Source organism: Psychrobacter sp. AOP7-C1-14, assembly GCF_052376135.1.
Taxonomy (GTDB): Bacteria; Pseudomonadota; Gammaproteobacteria; order Pseudomonadales; family Moraxellaceae; genus Psychrobacter.
On record NZ_JBQSVH010000003.1, the window covers coordinates 158988 to 174419 of the forward strand.

At 43.4% G+C, this 15432-nt stretch carries 11 protein-coding genes; 6 read left to right on the forward strand and 5 right to left on the reverse strand.

Features of this window, described 5'->3' with window-relative positions; all coding sequences use genetic code 11:
- Positions 1-301: 301 nt before the first annotated feature.
- The gene (locus ACT3QN_RS04370; protein ID WP_444529042.1) at positions 302-1498 is read right to left on the reverse strand and encodes an NAD(P)/FAD-dependent oxidoreductase; all 1197 of its coding nucleotides are present in this window, start codon (positions 1496-1498) and stop codon (positions 302-304) included.
- A 274-nt stretch (positions 1499-1772) separates the two neighbouring features.
- Positions 1773-3734 carry an acetate--CoA ligase gene (gene acs, locus ACT3QN_RS04375; RefSeq protein ID WP_444529043.1) on the reverse strand — a complete coding sequence of 654 codons (1962 nt, stop codon included), beginning with the start codon at positions 3732-3734 and terminating at the stop codon, positions 1773-1775.
- A gap of 454 nt (positions 3735-4188) precedes the next feature.
- On the opposite strand from acs, the gene ACT3QN_RS04380 reads away from it, so the two are divergent.
- Together ACT3QN_RS04380 and ACT3QN_RS04385 are read left to right on the forward strand one after the other, a co-directional pair.
- Positions 4189-5472 carry an NAD(P)/FAD-dependent oxidoreductase gene (locus tag ACT3QN_RS04380; protein ID WP_444529044.1) on the forward strand — a complete coding sequence of 428 codons (1284 nt, stop codon included), beginning with the start codon at positions 4189-4191 and terminating at the stop codon, positions 5470-5472.
- Between the two features lie 241 nt (positions 5473-5713).
- Positions 5714-6715 carry a pirin family protein gene (locus ACT3QN_RS04385; protein WP_444529045.1) on the forward strand — a complete coding sequence of 334 codons (1002 nt, stop codon included), beginning with the start codon at positions 5714-5716 and terminating at the stop codon, positions 6713-6715.
- Between the two features lie 85 nt (positions 6716-6800).
- Here ACT3QN_RS04385 and ACT3QN_RS04390 read toward each other — a convergent pair whose 3' ends face one another.
- Positions 6801-7904: an alkene reductase gene (locus ACT3QN_RS04390; protein ID WP_444529046.1), complete on the reverse strand. Its 1104-nt coding sequence runs from the start codon at positions 7902-7904 to the stop codon at positions 6801-6803.
- Between the two features lie 244 nt (positions 7905-8148).
- The gene (locus ACT3QN_RS04395) at positions 8149-9078 is read right to left on the reverse strand and encodes a DMT family transporter (RefSeq protein WP_444529047.1); all 930 of its coding nucleotides are present in this window, start codon (positions 9076-9078) and stop codon (positions 8149-8151) included.
- Positions 9079-9683: 605 nt separating this feature from the next.
- Between ACT3QN_RS04395 and ACT3QN_RS04400 the strand changes: the two genes are divergently transcribed.
- From ACT3QN_RS04400 to ACT3QN_RS04415, 4 genes are all read left to right on the forward strand, one after another.
- Positions 9684-10097, forward strand: a complete 414-nt coding sequence (locus ACT3QN_RS04400; protein ID WP_444529048.1) for a hypothetical protein — start codon at positions 9684-9686, stop codon at positions 10095-10097.
- Between the two features lie 274 nt (positions 10098-10371).
- On the forward strand, positions 10372-11376 hold the full coding sequence (locus ACT3QN_RS04405; protein WP_444529049.1) for a lipoate--protein ligase: 1005 nt from the start codon (positions 10372-10374) through the stop codon (positions 11374-11376).
- A gap of 209 nt (positions 11377-11585) precedes the next feature.
- On the forward strand, positions 11586-12002 hold the full coding sequence (locus tag ACT3QN_RS04410) for a VOC family protein (RefSeq protein ID WP_444529050.1): 417 nt from the start codon (positions 11586-11588) through the stop codon (positions 12000-12002).
- 34 nt (positions 12003-12036) lie between these two features.
- On the forward strand, positions 12037-12894 hold the full coding sequence (locus tag ACT3QN_RS04415) for a lysozyme inhibitor LprI family protein (RefSeq protein WP_444529051.1): 858 nt from the start codon (positions 12037-12039) through the stop codon (positions 12892-12894).
- Between the two features lie 145 nt (positions 12895-13039).
- Here the strand turns inward: ACT3QN_RS04415 and ACT3QN_RS04420 are convergent, their stop codons facing one another.
- Positions 13040-15175 (reverse strand): FAD-dependent oxidoreductase, encoded by a 2136-nt coding sequence (locus tag ACT3QN_RS04420; protein WP_444529052.1) that lies wholly within the window; start codon positions 15173-15175, stop codon positions 13040-13042.
- Positions 15176-15432 lie beyond the last annotated feature (257 nt).

Genomic DNA, 15432 nt, shown 5'->3' on the forward strand with positions numbered 1-15432 from the left:
CTTTCGGATTTTTACAACGTAATATACTGTAACCAAAACCGCCAGACAGCATTAAACTGCGCTATCATAACAAATGCACCAAAACACTTGTACACTTAAATCAGTAAATATAGATGGCTAGATATCTCTGTCTATTGTATTGATAATTACTACCCTTATAAATAACAGTAGAGAGCACCAATAATTACAACAACTCTTGACCACGGTCTGTGTAGCTCATACATAATCCGTTTTCCTCAGCCCACAGCACCTCCTCTGTGGGCCTTTTTTTTGCTTACGGTTTGCTAAATATCAAGTTTTCTCACTGCTTAAATATTGCCTCAACGGTATGCTGCGCCATTCGATAGCAGCTTTCAATATTACCTTTAGCACACCAGTCGCCACTGACAATCCACTGCTTAGTTTCATCTATCAAGATGCCTAACTCTTCTGTGTCCCTATCTACGATAGTGGCTGCATAGCGCCAACGATGACAATCTGTCTGACTAGGGGCGCTATCATCGCCCCAGTTTAATGCTTGTTTTGCCGACTGTAATAATTTTTCTTTAACTGACTCCATACCTTCATCAACGTCCGCTTCTGACCAGTCGTTACGTGCGTGAATGGTGACACTTGGTAGTAGCTCATCATGGGCAGGTTTTTGATGCTCAATAAATACCCTATCAAGAACAGGACTATTTACATAAGCGACATCCCATTGCGGCACTAGTTGGCTCTTTAATGTCTCAGGTAGCTTTTGCACATCATTCCAACCAAGCATCAGCGTATAGCAGGCTTGCATGTTTGGCTTGGCAATTTTAGCTTGTTGAGCAAAACCGCTATTTGCCATCAGCTCTACTGCTTGACCATTTGGTGCTGTGCAAATTACCCAATCAAACCAACCCAGACTGGCTCCAGTTTCGTCGAACAGCTCCGTTTGCTTGGTGTTTTGATTATAGGTTTGGGTTTGGTGCTGAGACTGCTGCGGGTTCTGATGGTGTAAATACTGAGCAAGCGGTGCGACACGTGTCTTAAATACTATGGTCGTGTGCTGGAGTGCAGCCGCTAGTTCACGGCCCCAACTGGTCATTTTTGGTGTGCTGATATAGCGTGCATACACCGCGTCCCATTGTTCCTTGCTTAGGATATTAGGTGATCGGCCACTGTCATCCGGTGGCGTTAACTCGACTACTTCGGCACACCATGGCTGTAGTAATCCGCTATCCAACCAAGGCGCGATAAATTGTCGGAAGTCAGCAGTCTTCGCAGTAAAGAACTGTGCACCAAATGACCACTGCCAGTTTTTGCCAGTCTTACTATCGCTGCGATAACGGGTCGCTAGACGGCCCACGCTACGTGATTTTTCAAATATTGCAATTTGTGGCGGGTTGGATGGCGTGCTTGTTTGATTTGACGCGCGCTCTAATAGTGTTGCTGTGAGCAGTCCCGTTAAACCACCACCGATGATAGCGACTTTTGGAGCAGATATTTCATTTGAGTACAAAGCAGGATCAGTCATGATGACAGTAGACCTTATAAAGTATTTATGAGCCTTTATCCTATTAACTGATGGTCTCCTCTCATATATGCCGAGTAGCTCATCAATTAATAGGGTAGCGATTTTGTCTTGTTAACATTATTGAACCTCCAAAGTGAGCCAATATCAATATCATCTACGTAAAAAAGCCATGCTATTCTCGATAACATGGCTTTTATTCGACTTTGATGTGCAAATACTAATGACTATTACTGAATCGTTATTTTTAATAGCACAGATTTTTTGTCAGGCTGACCTACTCTCCTCGGCCCGCTTTTACCTCTTCAACCAAGTCATTGATCACTGAGCTATCGGCCAGCGTAGACAGGTCGCCTAGTCCTACATATTGCCCTGCTGCAAGGTTACGCAAGATACGGCGCATGATTTTCCCTGAACGCGTTTTTGGTAATGCATCAACCATATAAATGGCATCTAATGTAGCAATAGGCCCAATCTCAGCACGTACATGACGTTTCAATTCTGCTTTTAGATCGTCGGTCTTTTCTTCACCCGATTTTAGAATAATGAATGCACAGATACCTGTACCGCGTATCTCATGCGGCATCCCAACGATGGCCGCTTCGGCAGTAGATGGGTGCGCAACCACTGCACTTTCGATCTCTGCTGTACCCAAACGGTGGCCAGAGACATTAAGCACATCATCGACACGGCCAGTAATCCAATAGTGACCATCTTCATCACGTTGAGCGCCATCCCCTGTAAAATAACGACCAGGATAATCGCTAAAATACGTTTTTAAGAATCGTGGATGATCATTGTAGATAGTACGCATTTGTCCCGGCCAACCGCTACTGATTACCAAGTTACCTTCTGCAGGGCCTTCTAAAGTCGTACCTTCGCTATCGACGACTTCTGGTTTGACGCCATATAGCGGTGTCATTGCTGCGCCTGGCTTGAGGTCAACTGCACCCGGTATTGGCGCCATTAAGATACCACCTGTCTCGGTCTGCCACCATGTATCAACGATAGGACATTTACCATCACCGACGACATTGTAGTACCAATCCCATGCTTCTGGATTGATCGGCTCACCAACCGACCCAAGTAAGCGTAGACTTGAACGGTCCGATTCCCGAACGAAAGCATCGCCCTCTTTCATCATTGCGCGAATGGCTGTTGGTGCAGTGTATAAGATAGTCACATCATGCTTATCAATAATATGACCGATACGCGCCCATGTTGGATACTCTGGTACACCTTCAAACATGACAGTTGTCGTACCATTGGCCAGTGGTGCATAGGTTGAGTACGTGTGACCGGTAATCCAGCCCACATCTGCCGTACACCAATAGACATCATCTTCTTTGATATCGAAAACGTCACGGAAAGTTGAGACAGCATAGGTGATATAGCCGCCTGTAGTATGCACGACACCTTTTGGCTTGCCAGTCGAACCAGAGGTATATAATAAGAATAGCGGGTCTTCGGCATTCATGACTTCAGGCTCACAGATATCTGATTGTCCATCGACCAAATTGTGATACCACACATCACGGCGTCCGCTCATCGGTATAGAGTTACCTGTACGATGCACAACGATGACCTTTTCAACACTCTCAGTACCATCCATGTCGAGTGCATGATCGACATTGGCTTTTAGCGGTGTGTGCTTGCCGCCGCGTAAACCTTCATCAGCGGTAATAACAACTTTTGAGCGACTGTCTATCAAGCGATTACCTAGACTCTCAGCAGAGAATCCGCCAAAAACCACTGAATGCACTGCACCAATGCGCGCACATGCCAGCATCGATACCATGGCTTCTGGTATCATTGGCATATATAACGTGACGCGGTCACCTTTTCCGACCCCAAGCTTGCGCAATGAGTTACCTAAGCGGCAGACGGCTTCGTGCAGTTCTTTAAAAGAGATAATTTTGTGCAATGAAGGATGATCACCTTCCCAGATGATAGCGGGTTTGTACGGGTTATCTTCGAGGTGACGGTCGAGGCAGTTGACTGAAATATTTAGCTCGCCATCTTCAAACCATTTGATGCGAAAATCATCTAAATCATAATTGACGTTACTGACTTTGGTCGGTTTTTTTATCCAGTCGATGAGTTCAGATCGCTTCGCCCAAAAAGCATCAATGGCTTCGGTTGACTCGATAGATTGCTGGTAGTCTGTAAGGTACTTATCAGGTGTAGTATTGGCAGCAGCCATAAACTCGGCTGAGATAGGAAATGATTTCTGAGTCATAGTGTTGGGTCCCTTTTAATTATTATGACCTACACGGATAAACGTCTACGACGCGCCCCATGTAAGCGATAAGAGTCATCTTCCATAATCTGTGACACTCATTGTTAGTTTGACAAATAAGCGGGACGGTTGCAAGACATCAAAACCCAAACATAACAATTTCACTGTACATCTGTATGTTTAGATAATTATATTAAAACGTACTTCACTGTTTATGTCACTGTTTATATAGCCAGCTATGATAACGATAATACTGAAATAGCAAATGATTGCGATCACACTGTAACAGCGTATGAATTATGACATTTAATCCTTGTAACCTTGGATGGAATATGGACAATAACTACACTCAAGATGCCGCTGCATTATTTAATGACAGTAAGCCGTGTTTTTTAATAAAAATCAGCGCTCGGCTTGGTTAACCTTTTTTCACCCATCGTTTGACGAGACCGCAATGACGAATCAAAGCAAGGCACAACACCATACTCACTACGATGTCATCATCATCGGCGCAGGCGCTTCTGGATTGTACTGTGCACTGACGGCTGGTCGTCGCGGTCGCCGTGTCTTGGTACTAGATCATGCCAACAAAGCTGGCAAAAAGATTTTGATGTCGGGTGGAGGTCGCTGTAATTTCACCAATTACTTTGTAGAGCCTGAGCATTTTATCGGTGCTAATCCTCACTTCTGCAAATCAGCGCTGAGTCGCTACCCGAGTTGGGAGTTTATCGGTATGGTAGAGTCGCATAAGATTGCCTACCATGAGCGTGAGCACGGCCAGCTATTTTGCGATGACTCAGCACAAGACATCTTGTCCATGCTCTTAGATGAATGCTCGGCTGTAGGGGTACAAGTAAAGCTGAATGCTCAGATTGAGCATGTCAAAACTGCTGCTCATGATAAAGGCGAACGCTTTTATCTAACGACTAGCAAGAAACTCGGTAAAAAAGACATAGCAAACGGTACTCAGTCTTCGCAAACACACTATAACTGTGAGTCTTTAGTTGTCGCTACTGGTGGCCTGTCTATTCCAACTATGGGAGCAAGTGGTATCGGCTATGAGTTGGCACAGCAGTTTGGCCACACCCTCGTACCTACTGATGCCAGTCTTGTACCATTTACCTTCACTGACAAAACAGGTGAGCTTATCCGCGCCCTGGCTGGTATCAGTTTGCCAGTTATTGCCAGTAACGAGCGTATTTCTTTTAAATTACCTGTCCTATTTACCCATCGTGGTCTCTCTGGCCCTGCCATGCTACAGCTCTCCAACTATTGGCAGACTGGCGAAACCATCAGTATCAATCTGCTGCCTGAGATAGACGTTACTGAGCTGCTACTTGCTCGCAAAAAATCACATCCCCGCCAGCTGATCCGTACGGTGTTGGCAGAAAACACAGATAATGCGCTACCCAAAAAGCTGTTAGCAGCGCTTCAGATGCATCTGTGGGAAGAAATCAAAGATACGGAACTTGCCAATATCAAAGACGAGCGACTTACAGAACTTGGGGCTACGCTAAATGGCTGGCAGCTTAAGCCTTCTGGTACAGAAGGCTATCGCACTGCTGAGGTCACACGCGGCGGTGTCACGACCGACGAGGTTTCTTCAAAAACGATGCAAAGCAACTTGCAAGATGGCTTGTACTTTATCGGTGAGGTACTCGATGTAACTGGTTGGCTTGGCGGCTATAATTTTCAATGGGCGTGGGCAAGCGGTTTTGTCAGTGGTGAAGTCGTCTAATAACTTCAATGGCCTCGCTATTTATAGCGATAACAGTAGCTTAAATAGTTATCAGCATTTAAATAATTGACCAGTATTCAAATAGTTGCTGGCAGTATGACTGATGACAACTGAGTGACCTTAGATAGTCGTTTTAGAAATCGATGAGAATAAACACAACATAAGTCTATTTTCATAGTAGAATTGATGTAAGGCATTCATCCCATTGATAGTAATGCCACTTAGATTTATGAGGTAATCCATGCGACCAATCAAACATATTCATGGTGATAAAAAGCCGCATTGGGTAGGTGACGGTTTTTTTGTAAAAACCCTAATCAATCATCTTGAGGATAATCCTGACTTTAACTATAGCCACACTGATCCCTTTTTATTATTTGACTATGGTAAGCCCACGATATTTTCACCCAATCCTGATTATAAATTGCATCCGCACGGCATCGGACTGCATCCACATAAAGGCTTTGAGACTGTCACCATCGCCTATTCAGGTGAGATTAGCCATGCAGACTCGACAGGTGGACGCAGTGATATATTAGAAGGTGATGTACAGTGGATGACGGCTGGTCGCGGTATTCTACACGAAGAGTTTCACTCTGAGGCCTTTGGGCAGCGCGGCGGTGTCTTTAGTATGGTGCAATTGTGGGTCAACCTACCAAGCACTCATAAGCTGACCGACCCGAAATATCAATCTATCAAACGTGCTGATATGCCTATCGTCGATTTGATAGATAATAGCGACGCTGGCTATCAAGACACTGACTGTCAAAATAGTGACTATCAAACGGTCATCGGTCACGCTGCCATTATTGCCGGTGACTGGCATGGTATATCTGGAGCGGCAACGACTTTTACGCCAGTCAATATGTGGGATATCGAGCTGTATACAACAGGCTCAACCACGCTACAAGTGCCGGAAACGCACAACACTCTACTGCTAGTACAAGAAGGTCAAGTATTGGTCAACGGTACAGCTGCCAGTGCAGGGAGTTTGATAGAATTTTCAGCGCCTATCCCAGATCATGTAGACGCTCAAACTGAACATTCATCGTTACCTGCTACCGATACTATTGAATTGACCTACCTTGCAACTACCAATGAAGACACGCCTATCAAATTGCTACTACTAAGCGGTGAGCCAATTGGTGAACCAGTCGCCGGTCATGGCCCCTTTGTTATGAATACTCAAGAAGAACTACGTCAAACCTTCCGAGACTATCAAATAGGCAATTTCGGTAAATAACTAAAATTTATGCATAAAAAAGCCGCTCAACTATTGCTAGTTAAGCGGCCTTTTTATATTGCATTATTTAGCTAAAAACTAACTATTACGCTTGGTCTAAAAATGGATAGTCGGTATAACCTTCAGCACCACCACCATAGAAAGACTCTGGATGCTGCTCATTGAGCGGCGCGCCTTGTTGGATACGCTCAGGCAAATCGGGATTGGCGATATAGTCACGACCAAAGGCGACAGCATCGATATAGCCCGCTTTTACGTTTTGCTCTGCTTTTTCGGCAGTATAGCCACCAGCTGCGATGATTAATTGATCAAAAGTAGCACGTACGCGCTTACGGAAGTCGTCGCTATAAGGCGTGCCACCTGCCCAATCTGGCTCTGACAGATGCAGATACATGATTCCGCGTTTGTTGATCTGCTCGATCATCCAGATGTTTTCGTCTTCGTTATAACCAGCTTCTACGTTGTTGAACGTACCAAGTGGTGAAATACGAATACCAACATGATCTGCATCCCAAGCGTCTACGCACGCATCGATAACATCAAGCGTCAAACGTGCACGATTTTCGCGGCTACCACCGTATTCGTCATCACGCTGGTTGGTTTGCTCAACCCAAAATTGATGTAATAGGTAACCGTGAGCACCATGGATTTCTACACCATCAAAACCCGCTTCTTTAGCGTTCTTAGTTGCTTGACCAAAGTCAGTGATAACTTGTTTGATTTCTTCAAGCGTGGCTGGACGTGGCGGCGTTGCATCTACACGAATAGCTTGGTTGTCGCTGTCACGTAGTGAGGTACGCACACCAACATCAACATTAGAAGCAGAAATCGGCGCTTTACCATCTGGCTGTACACTCTCGTGAGAGACTAGGCCAGTGTGCCATAGCTGCACGACGATCTTGCCACCTTTAGCATGGACATTGTCTACGATGGTTTTCCACGCAGTGATTTGGTCTTTGGTATGAACGCCTGGCGCGCCAGCATAGCCTTTCGCTTGGAAAGACACTTGTGTCGCCTCAGTAATCACTAAGCCAGAGCTTGCGCGCTGTGAGTAATATTCGCTTGCAAGTGCTGTTGGTACATCACTTGGTTCAACCGAACGCAGACGCGTCAATGGTGCCATAATGATGCGGTTTTTTAGGGTTTGGGTACCCATCTTGACGGTTTCAAATAAATTATCGTGTGCCATAAAAAGCCCTGTTTATTGTTTTAAACCTTACTATCAGGTTTACTATTATTGGTAATAAATAGCACTTATATTAGTAGGCAGCACTTAGCTGTCGTTCTATAATTTGCGAAGTACGCTACTCATAAGCCGAGTTCTTTATAAGGGGCAAATCTGATTATTCCAAATAATATTTACAAACAGAAACACTAATATTTAGATATTCGAATCTTTGTGATTCAAGGCTACGAAGACAGTTTACCGTAGCTTAAACGCTTGTCGCCCGAGTGGAATTTTTTGGTTGTAGCATTTTTTTAATAGACAACTCTAACGATAAATACGTGCCAAACAATATCACCATTGAGCCGATGATGGCCTGAATATTTAGAGCTTCACCAAGAAGTAGATAGCCTAAAATAATGGCAAAAATCGGAATAACTAAAGTAATACTGGTGGCGCGCGTCGGGCCAATATTCTTAATCAGCTGGTTCATAAAGATAAGGGCAATGGCAGTCGAAAACACACCGATACAGATCACGGATACCCACGCCTTTATGCTGATATCTTTACCATAAGGAAATTCATTAAACGCCACAGGCAGCATAATAATACTACCGATAATAAGCGAGCCTGCCGTGATGGCAACTGGCGATACCTCATAAAGATAATTTTTGGTGATGTTAGCCCCAAGCGCATAACCCACACAAGCCAACAGTGCATAGCCCATTGGCAGCAACCCTTCGACCAATCCTTTGCCTGGCTCACCGCCACCAAACAGGCTTTCGCTCATCAATATAACTACCCCAATCACCCCAATCACCAAACCGAGTGCTTGTTTTTTTGATAGCCTATCCTTGAAGAATATTCTAGCGATAAAACCGCTCATCATCGGTACAGAGGCATTTAGTACGGCTAGCACGCCTGCGTTCACTGACTGCGCGGAAAACGAAAACAACACAAAAGGTAGTGCTGCTGAAAACAGTCCCACAAGCGCTAACATTTTCCAATGTTCTTTGATGCCGACTCTGTTTTTCTTATTGAGTAAGACAAACACCAACATGACCAAGCCGGCAAATATCACACGCAAACTAGCAAATGCCAATGAGCCAAACTCAGGCACGCCAATACGATAAAAGACGAAAGAGAGTGACCACATAAAAGAGAGTGTCACAAAGATGATGAGGTCACGGTTGGTCATTGGGTAATCCTATTAAGCACTTAGACTGCATTTGCCAACTCGTGTCGGTCATGAGCGTCTGATACGTTGTAAAAATTATCATATGATTAAAAACTCATGATGATAACTTTTTAATGGTTTGATGGGTAATTTTTTATAGAATTTAGATTAAATTTTTACTCATCCATTGAGTTTTTTCGGAATAATATGAACCTTTTTATCTTTTCTAAAACCTACAAAGTTGGACAAATTGCTGTTAATGAGCACCGTATAGCAAGCAGTGCTTATCCTATAGCTCTTGTACTTTAGCCTATTCCAGTGCCTTTCTACGCACATACTAAAGAACTCTAAAGTCATCCTTGAGTAAGTCGTCAAATCAATATCTATAAAAATAGATTCACAGTCATGTTAAATTCTCCTGATAGCGCTACTCTACGACAGCTGATCTTAATAATACTGATATTAAAGTAGCCTTTATAAATCAATTCAACTTTTACTTAAAATATTTTAGTTGATATTTGTTTACTATTTTTCTACTATCTAAAAGGTATCGGTTAGTATGTTGCAATATAAAAAACAGATGACAAACATCATTAGTAGGATTTAACAATTATTGAGGAATGATTATGAAAAGGATAGCGTTATTTATCGGTATGATCTCAGTTGCAACGGCAGGTTTTTGCGGGGTTGGTCAGTTCTCAGATGAGACCACTTGCTATATTTATAAACAAGATAAATTGCAAAAAAAGCTCAACTGTCAGTATGAGGGCGCTGAGGGTGCAGCGATGAGTTATAGTTTTAGGCAGGTCTCCTATAACCTGCCAGGATTTGGCAAAATGGCAACTTCTACCAGTGCAAACTATAATGACCGTAATGAAGTGACTGGCTGGACGACCACTGTCAATGACGAGCCTGCGAGCATCAGATATCGTCTGCCAACCAATCAGCGTGTCGTCAGTGATGCCTATGCGCAATCTGGTAAAGCAGTTATGCAATGTTATCTTAGTACAAAATCGCAGTGGGAAATCTGTGCTAAATAGAGCTGAATGCGTTGGTAATTTGCAGTGTGATAGAACTGAGCGTATTGCTCAGCTTTTTAGTGCTGCTCGCTAAAATCTAGGGCTTCGACTATATTGATCTGAGTGCTAGTCTTTATGGGATTCTATCAAACACTTTATTAATAAACTCAATTCCTTCTAAGCCTAAAACCACCCTCCTTATCACACAGCCATTGAATTACAACCTTGCATCGGTAAGAATGGTATCCATCTATAAAACCTGCTCACCAACCCAGTTTATCAAAGAGTCAAATACATGAAACTGCGCATCCTAAAATCTGCCGTGACTAACCCTTGGTTTAACCTTGCCACCGAGGATTGGATATTTAACACACTCAACCCCGACTCGCATACTCTATTTTTATGGCGTAACTCTGAGACCGTGGTTATTGGACGCTCTCAAAACCCATGGGTAGAGTGCAAAACCGATAAAATGGAAGCAGACGATGTATTTTTGGCGCGGCGTCAGAGCGGTGGCGGCGCAGTATTCCATGATTTGGGTAATACCAACTTTACCTTTTTATCTCCTAAAGACGATTACGACCAAGAAGCAAACTTCACTATCATCATCAATGCGCTTAGAAAATTAGGCATCGAAGCCACGCTATCTGGACGTAACGACATGCAGGTCGGCGACCGCAAAATATCAGGCAGTGCCTTTAAGCACGCAGCCGATCGCAGCTTTCATCATGGCACATTACTGGTCAATGCCAACATGCAAAAGCTTGGCGACTATCTAAACCCGCATCCATTAAAACTTAAAGCCAAAGGTATTAAGTCTGTACGCGCACGCGTCGCAAACTTGATAGATTTTAATGAGACTATCAATCATCAAATCTTGTCTGATGCGATTATTGAAGCGTTTTGTGAGTATTATGGAGAGACTGCACAGGTTGAGCAATTAGATGAAGCCAGCCTTGCTAAGCAGCCGACACTAAATACCTACTATCAGCAAATGGCAGACTGGGACTGGCGCTTTGGTAAAACGCCTGAGTTTACTCATCATATCGAGACGCGCTTCGATTGGGGCATAATGGATGTACACATGGATGTGAAGCAAGCCATAATTCGCGAAGTTGTCATTTTCTCCGACGCGTTAAATATTGAGCTCATAGACCTACTCAAAGATACACTGACTGGTGTTAAATATAGTAAGCCTGAGATTAAAAACAAACTCGATGAACTGGCTAACTCGCAACCTGCATTAGCAGCGCAAATTAGTGATTTTGAAAAATGGTTGGCTGGTGAGATGGAAAGTTAGGTTTTGCGACGTCAGATTTAATTTAGCAAGTATTGCAAGGTATGCCGCTTACACTGCTTGATAAAAACTTACTAATATAAATGCGCTTTATATAGTGAATGATGTTGATTTCATACATACGCCATTTGAGATTTTGTATATTAATGATGCATAACCAGCACCTTGCCACTACTCCATTTTTTATGATTCATCAATACTAAGGTATTTTCATGAAGTATTTACATGCAATGATTAGAACCAACAAACTAGAAGAAACGTTATTTTTCTATTGTGACCTTATGGGCTTACAGTTGCTAAGAAAAAGAGACTCTGAGTCAGGAAGGTTCAGTTTATACTTTTTAGCAACGCATGAGGGTGCGCCAGAGATTGAGGTGACACACAACTGGGATGAAAGAGAATATACCAATGGCGATAATTTTGGGCACTTTGCCTTTAGAGTCGACAACATATACGCGCAGTGCGACACCTTTATACAGGCAGGGGTCGAGATATTAAGACCGCCTAGAGATGGCCATATGGCTTTTGTTAAAGACCCTAATAATATTTCAATTGAGCTGCTACAAAATGGCGAAGACTTAAAACCTATTGAGCCTTGGATTTCGATGGAAAATATTGGCAGTTGGTAAGTGAGGCTGGCTGGGCTAGGATGTATGGACTGATTTGTTTTTTGCAGAAAGTGATGGTGACACGTATATCACCGTTATAGCTTTCTTAAAATACAATCAAGCTCTAAAAAACGAGGGTAATATGAAAAGGTTATGCGTCACTACAATCAATATTTTAGGCGCTTGCCTGCTCTCCACTCATGCAAATTCAGCAAGTTTCGATTGCAATAAAGCGACTACTTGGATAGAAAAAACTATTTGTACGAACACTGAATTGTCTGATCTTGACAAAGCTATGGCAAAAAAATATAGAGAAGATATCAACAATGCAGCTAACAACGAAGACAGTGAAGTCTACAAAAACAATGTGATTATAGATCAGAAATTATGGCTAACTTTTCAGCGCAATACTTGTAAAGATACCGAATGTCTCATCCGTGAGTATACAGAGCACATCGAAGAGCAAACCAATTACGGTGTGGCTTGGAATTTTTCAGATGAATTAAGTTCTTCTGACTTACCGAGTAAAAGTGCCTTTGGAGAATTTTCTAAGAACTTCCAGCTTTCAATCTATAACGTAGATGGTAAGCGCAAAAATACTTTGCAAGACGCAAAAAATACTTTATCGATCAATGAGGTTAATAACAAACCTTATCTTTCTGTGATTGAAAGTGATTTGATTTTTACTAACTATCATAGTTGTAGTATTGGAGATAGTATCGCAAAGTGGTCACAAAACCACTGGGTCATTAACGATAGTAATCAGACAGATGAAACCCTAGAACTACGATTATATCCGGCAGCTTATAAAGGCAAATATCAATTACTATTAAGAGATATTGACAATCAATTTAGGTGGGGGCGTTGCGGAGTGCGTGGTTATTTTGATGGTATTGTATTAGAGCGTGAATAAGTGAACAAAATCTCTCGATTCTCTCAGAACAAACATAAGCTGAACTGAATATCCAATGTAATAAGTCAAATTTTCATTCTAAATAAAAAAAGACAGCAAGAGATATCCTCTCGCCGTCCATTATTTAACGCTAATGCTAAACAGTCTAGATCTGAGCAGCGACTTCAGCGCCATCACGAATCGCACGTTTGGCATCTAGCTCAGCTGCCAGTTTTGCACCGCCAATTAGATGGTATTGCGCGTCTGGCGCATCACCAACGTTTGGCATCAGCTCAACGACTGACTCTTGACCGGCACAGACAACGACACTGTCGACACGTAGTAACTGGCTTTGACCTTGTGGGTTAGTGACCCAGATGCCTTCGTTTGTGATTTTGTCATATTGCACGCCAGCGACTTGGATGACACCATGAGATTTGATATGCGCACGATGTACCCAGCCTGAGGTTTTGTTTAGTCCACTACCCAAACGACCTTTGCTACGCTGCATTAAATATACTTGGCGAATCGGTTTGATTGCGTGTGGTCTGACCAGTCCACCATCACTTTGATAGTCAGTATCATTGGTCACGCCCCATTCTTCACGCCACTCGCTAATTGACTGCGGCTCAGGACGATAGCTTGGATCTTTTAGTCCTTCAGGGCCGATTTCGTCCAGCGACTGACCGTGATTGGCTGTGAGATACTCACTTACATCAAACCCAATACCACCAGCACCGATGACTGCGACTGTGTTACCCACTGCTTTTTCGCCAGACAGCAGTTCAGCATAGCTCATGACTTGTGGCAGCTCAGCCCCTTCTAGCTTACCTTCTAGACTTCTAGGTACGACACCCGTTGCCACAATAACATGATGAAACTTAGCTTTTTCCAGCATGTCTTTATCGACTTTGGTATTTAGTTTGATCTTAACACCTAGATGCTCAAGCTCATTAATATAGTAACGAATGGTCTCAAAGAATTCTTCTTTACCAGGGATGACTTTGGCATAGTTAAACTGACCGCCTAGCACGTCTTTTGCTTCAAACAGAGTCACGTCATGACCACGTAAAGCAGCCACATGAGCGGCTGACATACCAGCGACACCGCCACCGATGACAGCGACTTTTTTCGGCTTTTTAGTTTTCTTATAGACCAATTCAGTCTCATAACAAGCTTGCGGATTGACCAAACAAGTCGAGCGTTTGTTTTCGAACGTATGGTCGAGGCATGCTTGGTTACAAGCGATACAGGTATTGATGCGATCTGTCTGACCATTTTTGGCTTTATTAACCCAATGCGCATCAGCCAAGAATGGACGTGCCATTTGAATCATGTCAGCTTGACCAGTCGCAACGATCTCTTCTGCTGTTTCTGGCATATTGATACGGTTGGCCGCCATCATCGGAATGCTAATATGTTTTTTGATTTCAGCAGTGAAATCAACGAAAGCTGCTCGTGGCACGCTAGTCACGATAGTCGGGACACGCGCTTCATGCCAGCCGATACCAGTGTTCATGATAGTTACACCCGCTTCTTCTAGCGCTTTGGCCACGGTGATTACTTCATCCATGACGTTACCGTCTTTGACCAAATCAATCACTGATAAGCGGAATAGAATAATAAAGTCTTCGCCAGTCGCTTCGCGTACCGCTTTGACCACGTCGACAGCGAATTTCATACGACCATGAATGTCACCACCATAAACGTCTTTACGCTTGTTCACATGGCTTGATAAAAACTGATTAAGTAGATAACCTTCAGAACCCATGATTTCGACGCCATCATAGCCTGCTTGCTTGGCAAGTTTCGCTGAGCGAGCATAGTCTTTTACCGTCTGCTCGATGTTTTTGATGCTCATCTTGCGTGGCTTAAACGGTGAGATTGGTGACTTGATTGGGCTAGATGATACGGCAAACGGATGATAGCCATAGCGACCACTGTGCAATATCTGCATGATGATTTTGCTATCGTGCTTGTGCACGGCACGGGTGACGCGCTGATGGTTAATAACGTCAGCTTTGGTATTCATCGTGCCGCCAGCAGGCAACAACCAACCTTCACGGTTAGGCGAGATACCGCCAGTAATCATCATTGCCACGCCACCTTTGGCACGTTCTGCAAAATACGCTGCCAGCTTACCGTAATTATAAAAACGATCTTCAAGCCCGGTATGCATCGAGCCCATAACCATACGGTTTTTTAGCGTAGTAAAGCCCAAATCTAGCGGCTCAAATAAATGCGGATAGTGTTCATTGGTGCTAGCGGTTTGGATCGTATTGGCACTGTGGCTGGCAGACATATCATTTTCCTTATGAATAGTTTTTGAGACAGCTTCTTAAAAGCGGCTTTTTATAAATAGTGGTGCTACGGGATTTAGCATCATCGATATCGTAACACACCGCCATTATTGTCAGCTATGCAGACAAGCGACTGATGAGTGAGCACTATATTAATTGCTATCACGAGCGGTACGGTGTATCAGGCTGTACTGCGGTATATGGTTAAGCAAACACCACAAAACCTAGCCAACTTTTGAGGTAGATTGTATACCATTAG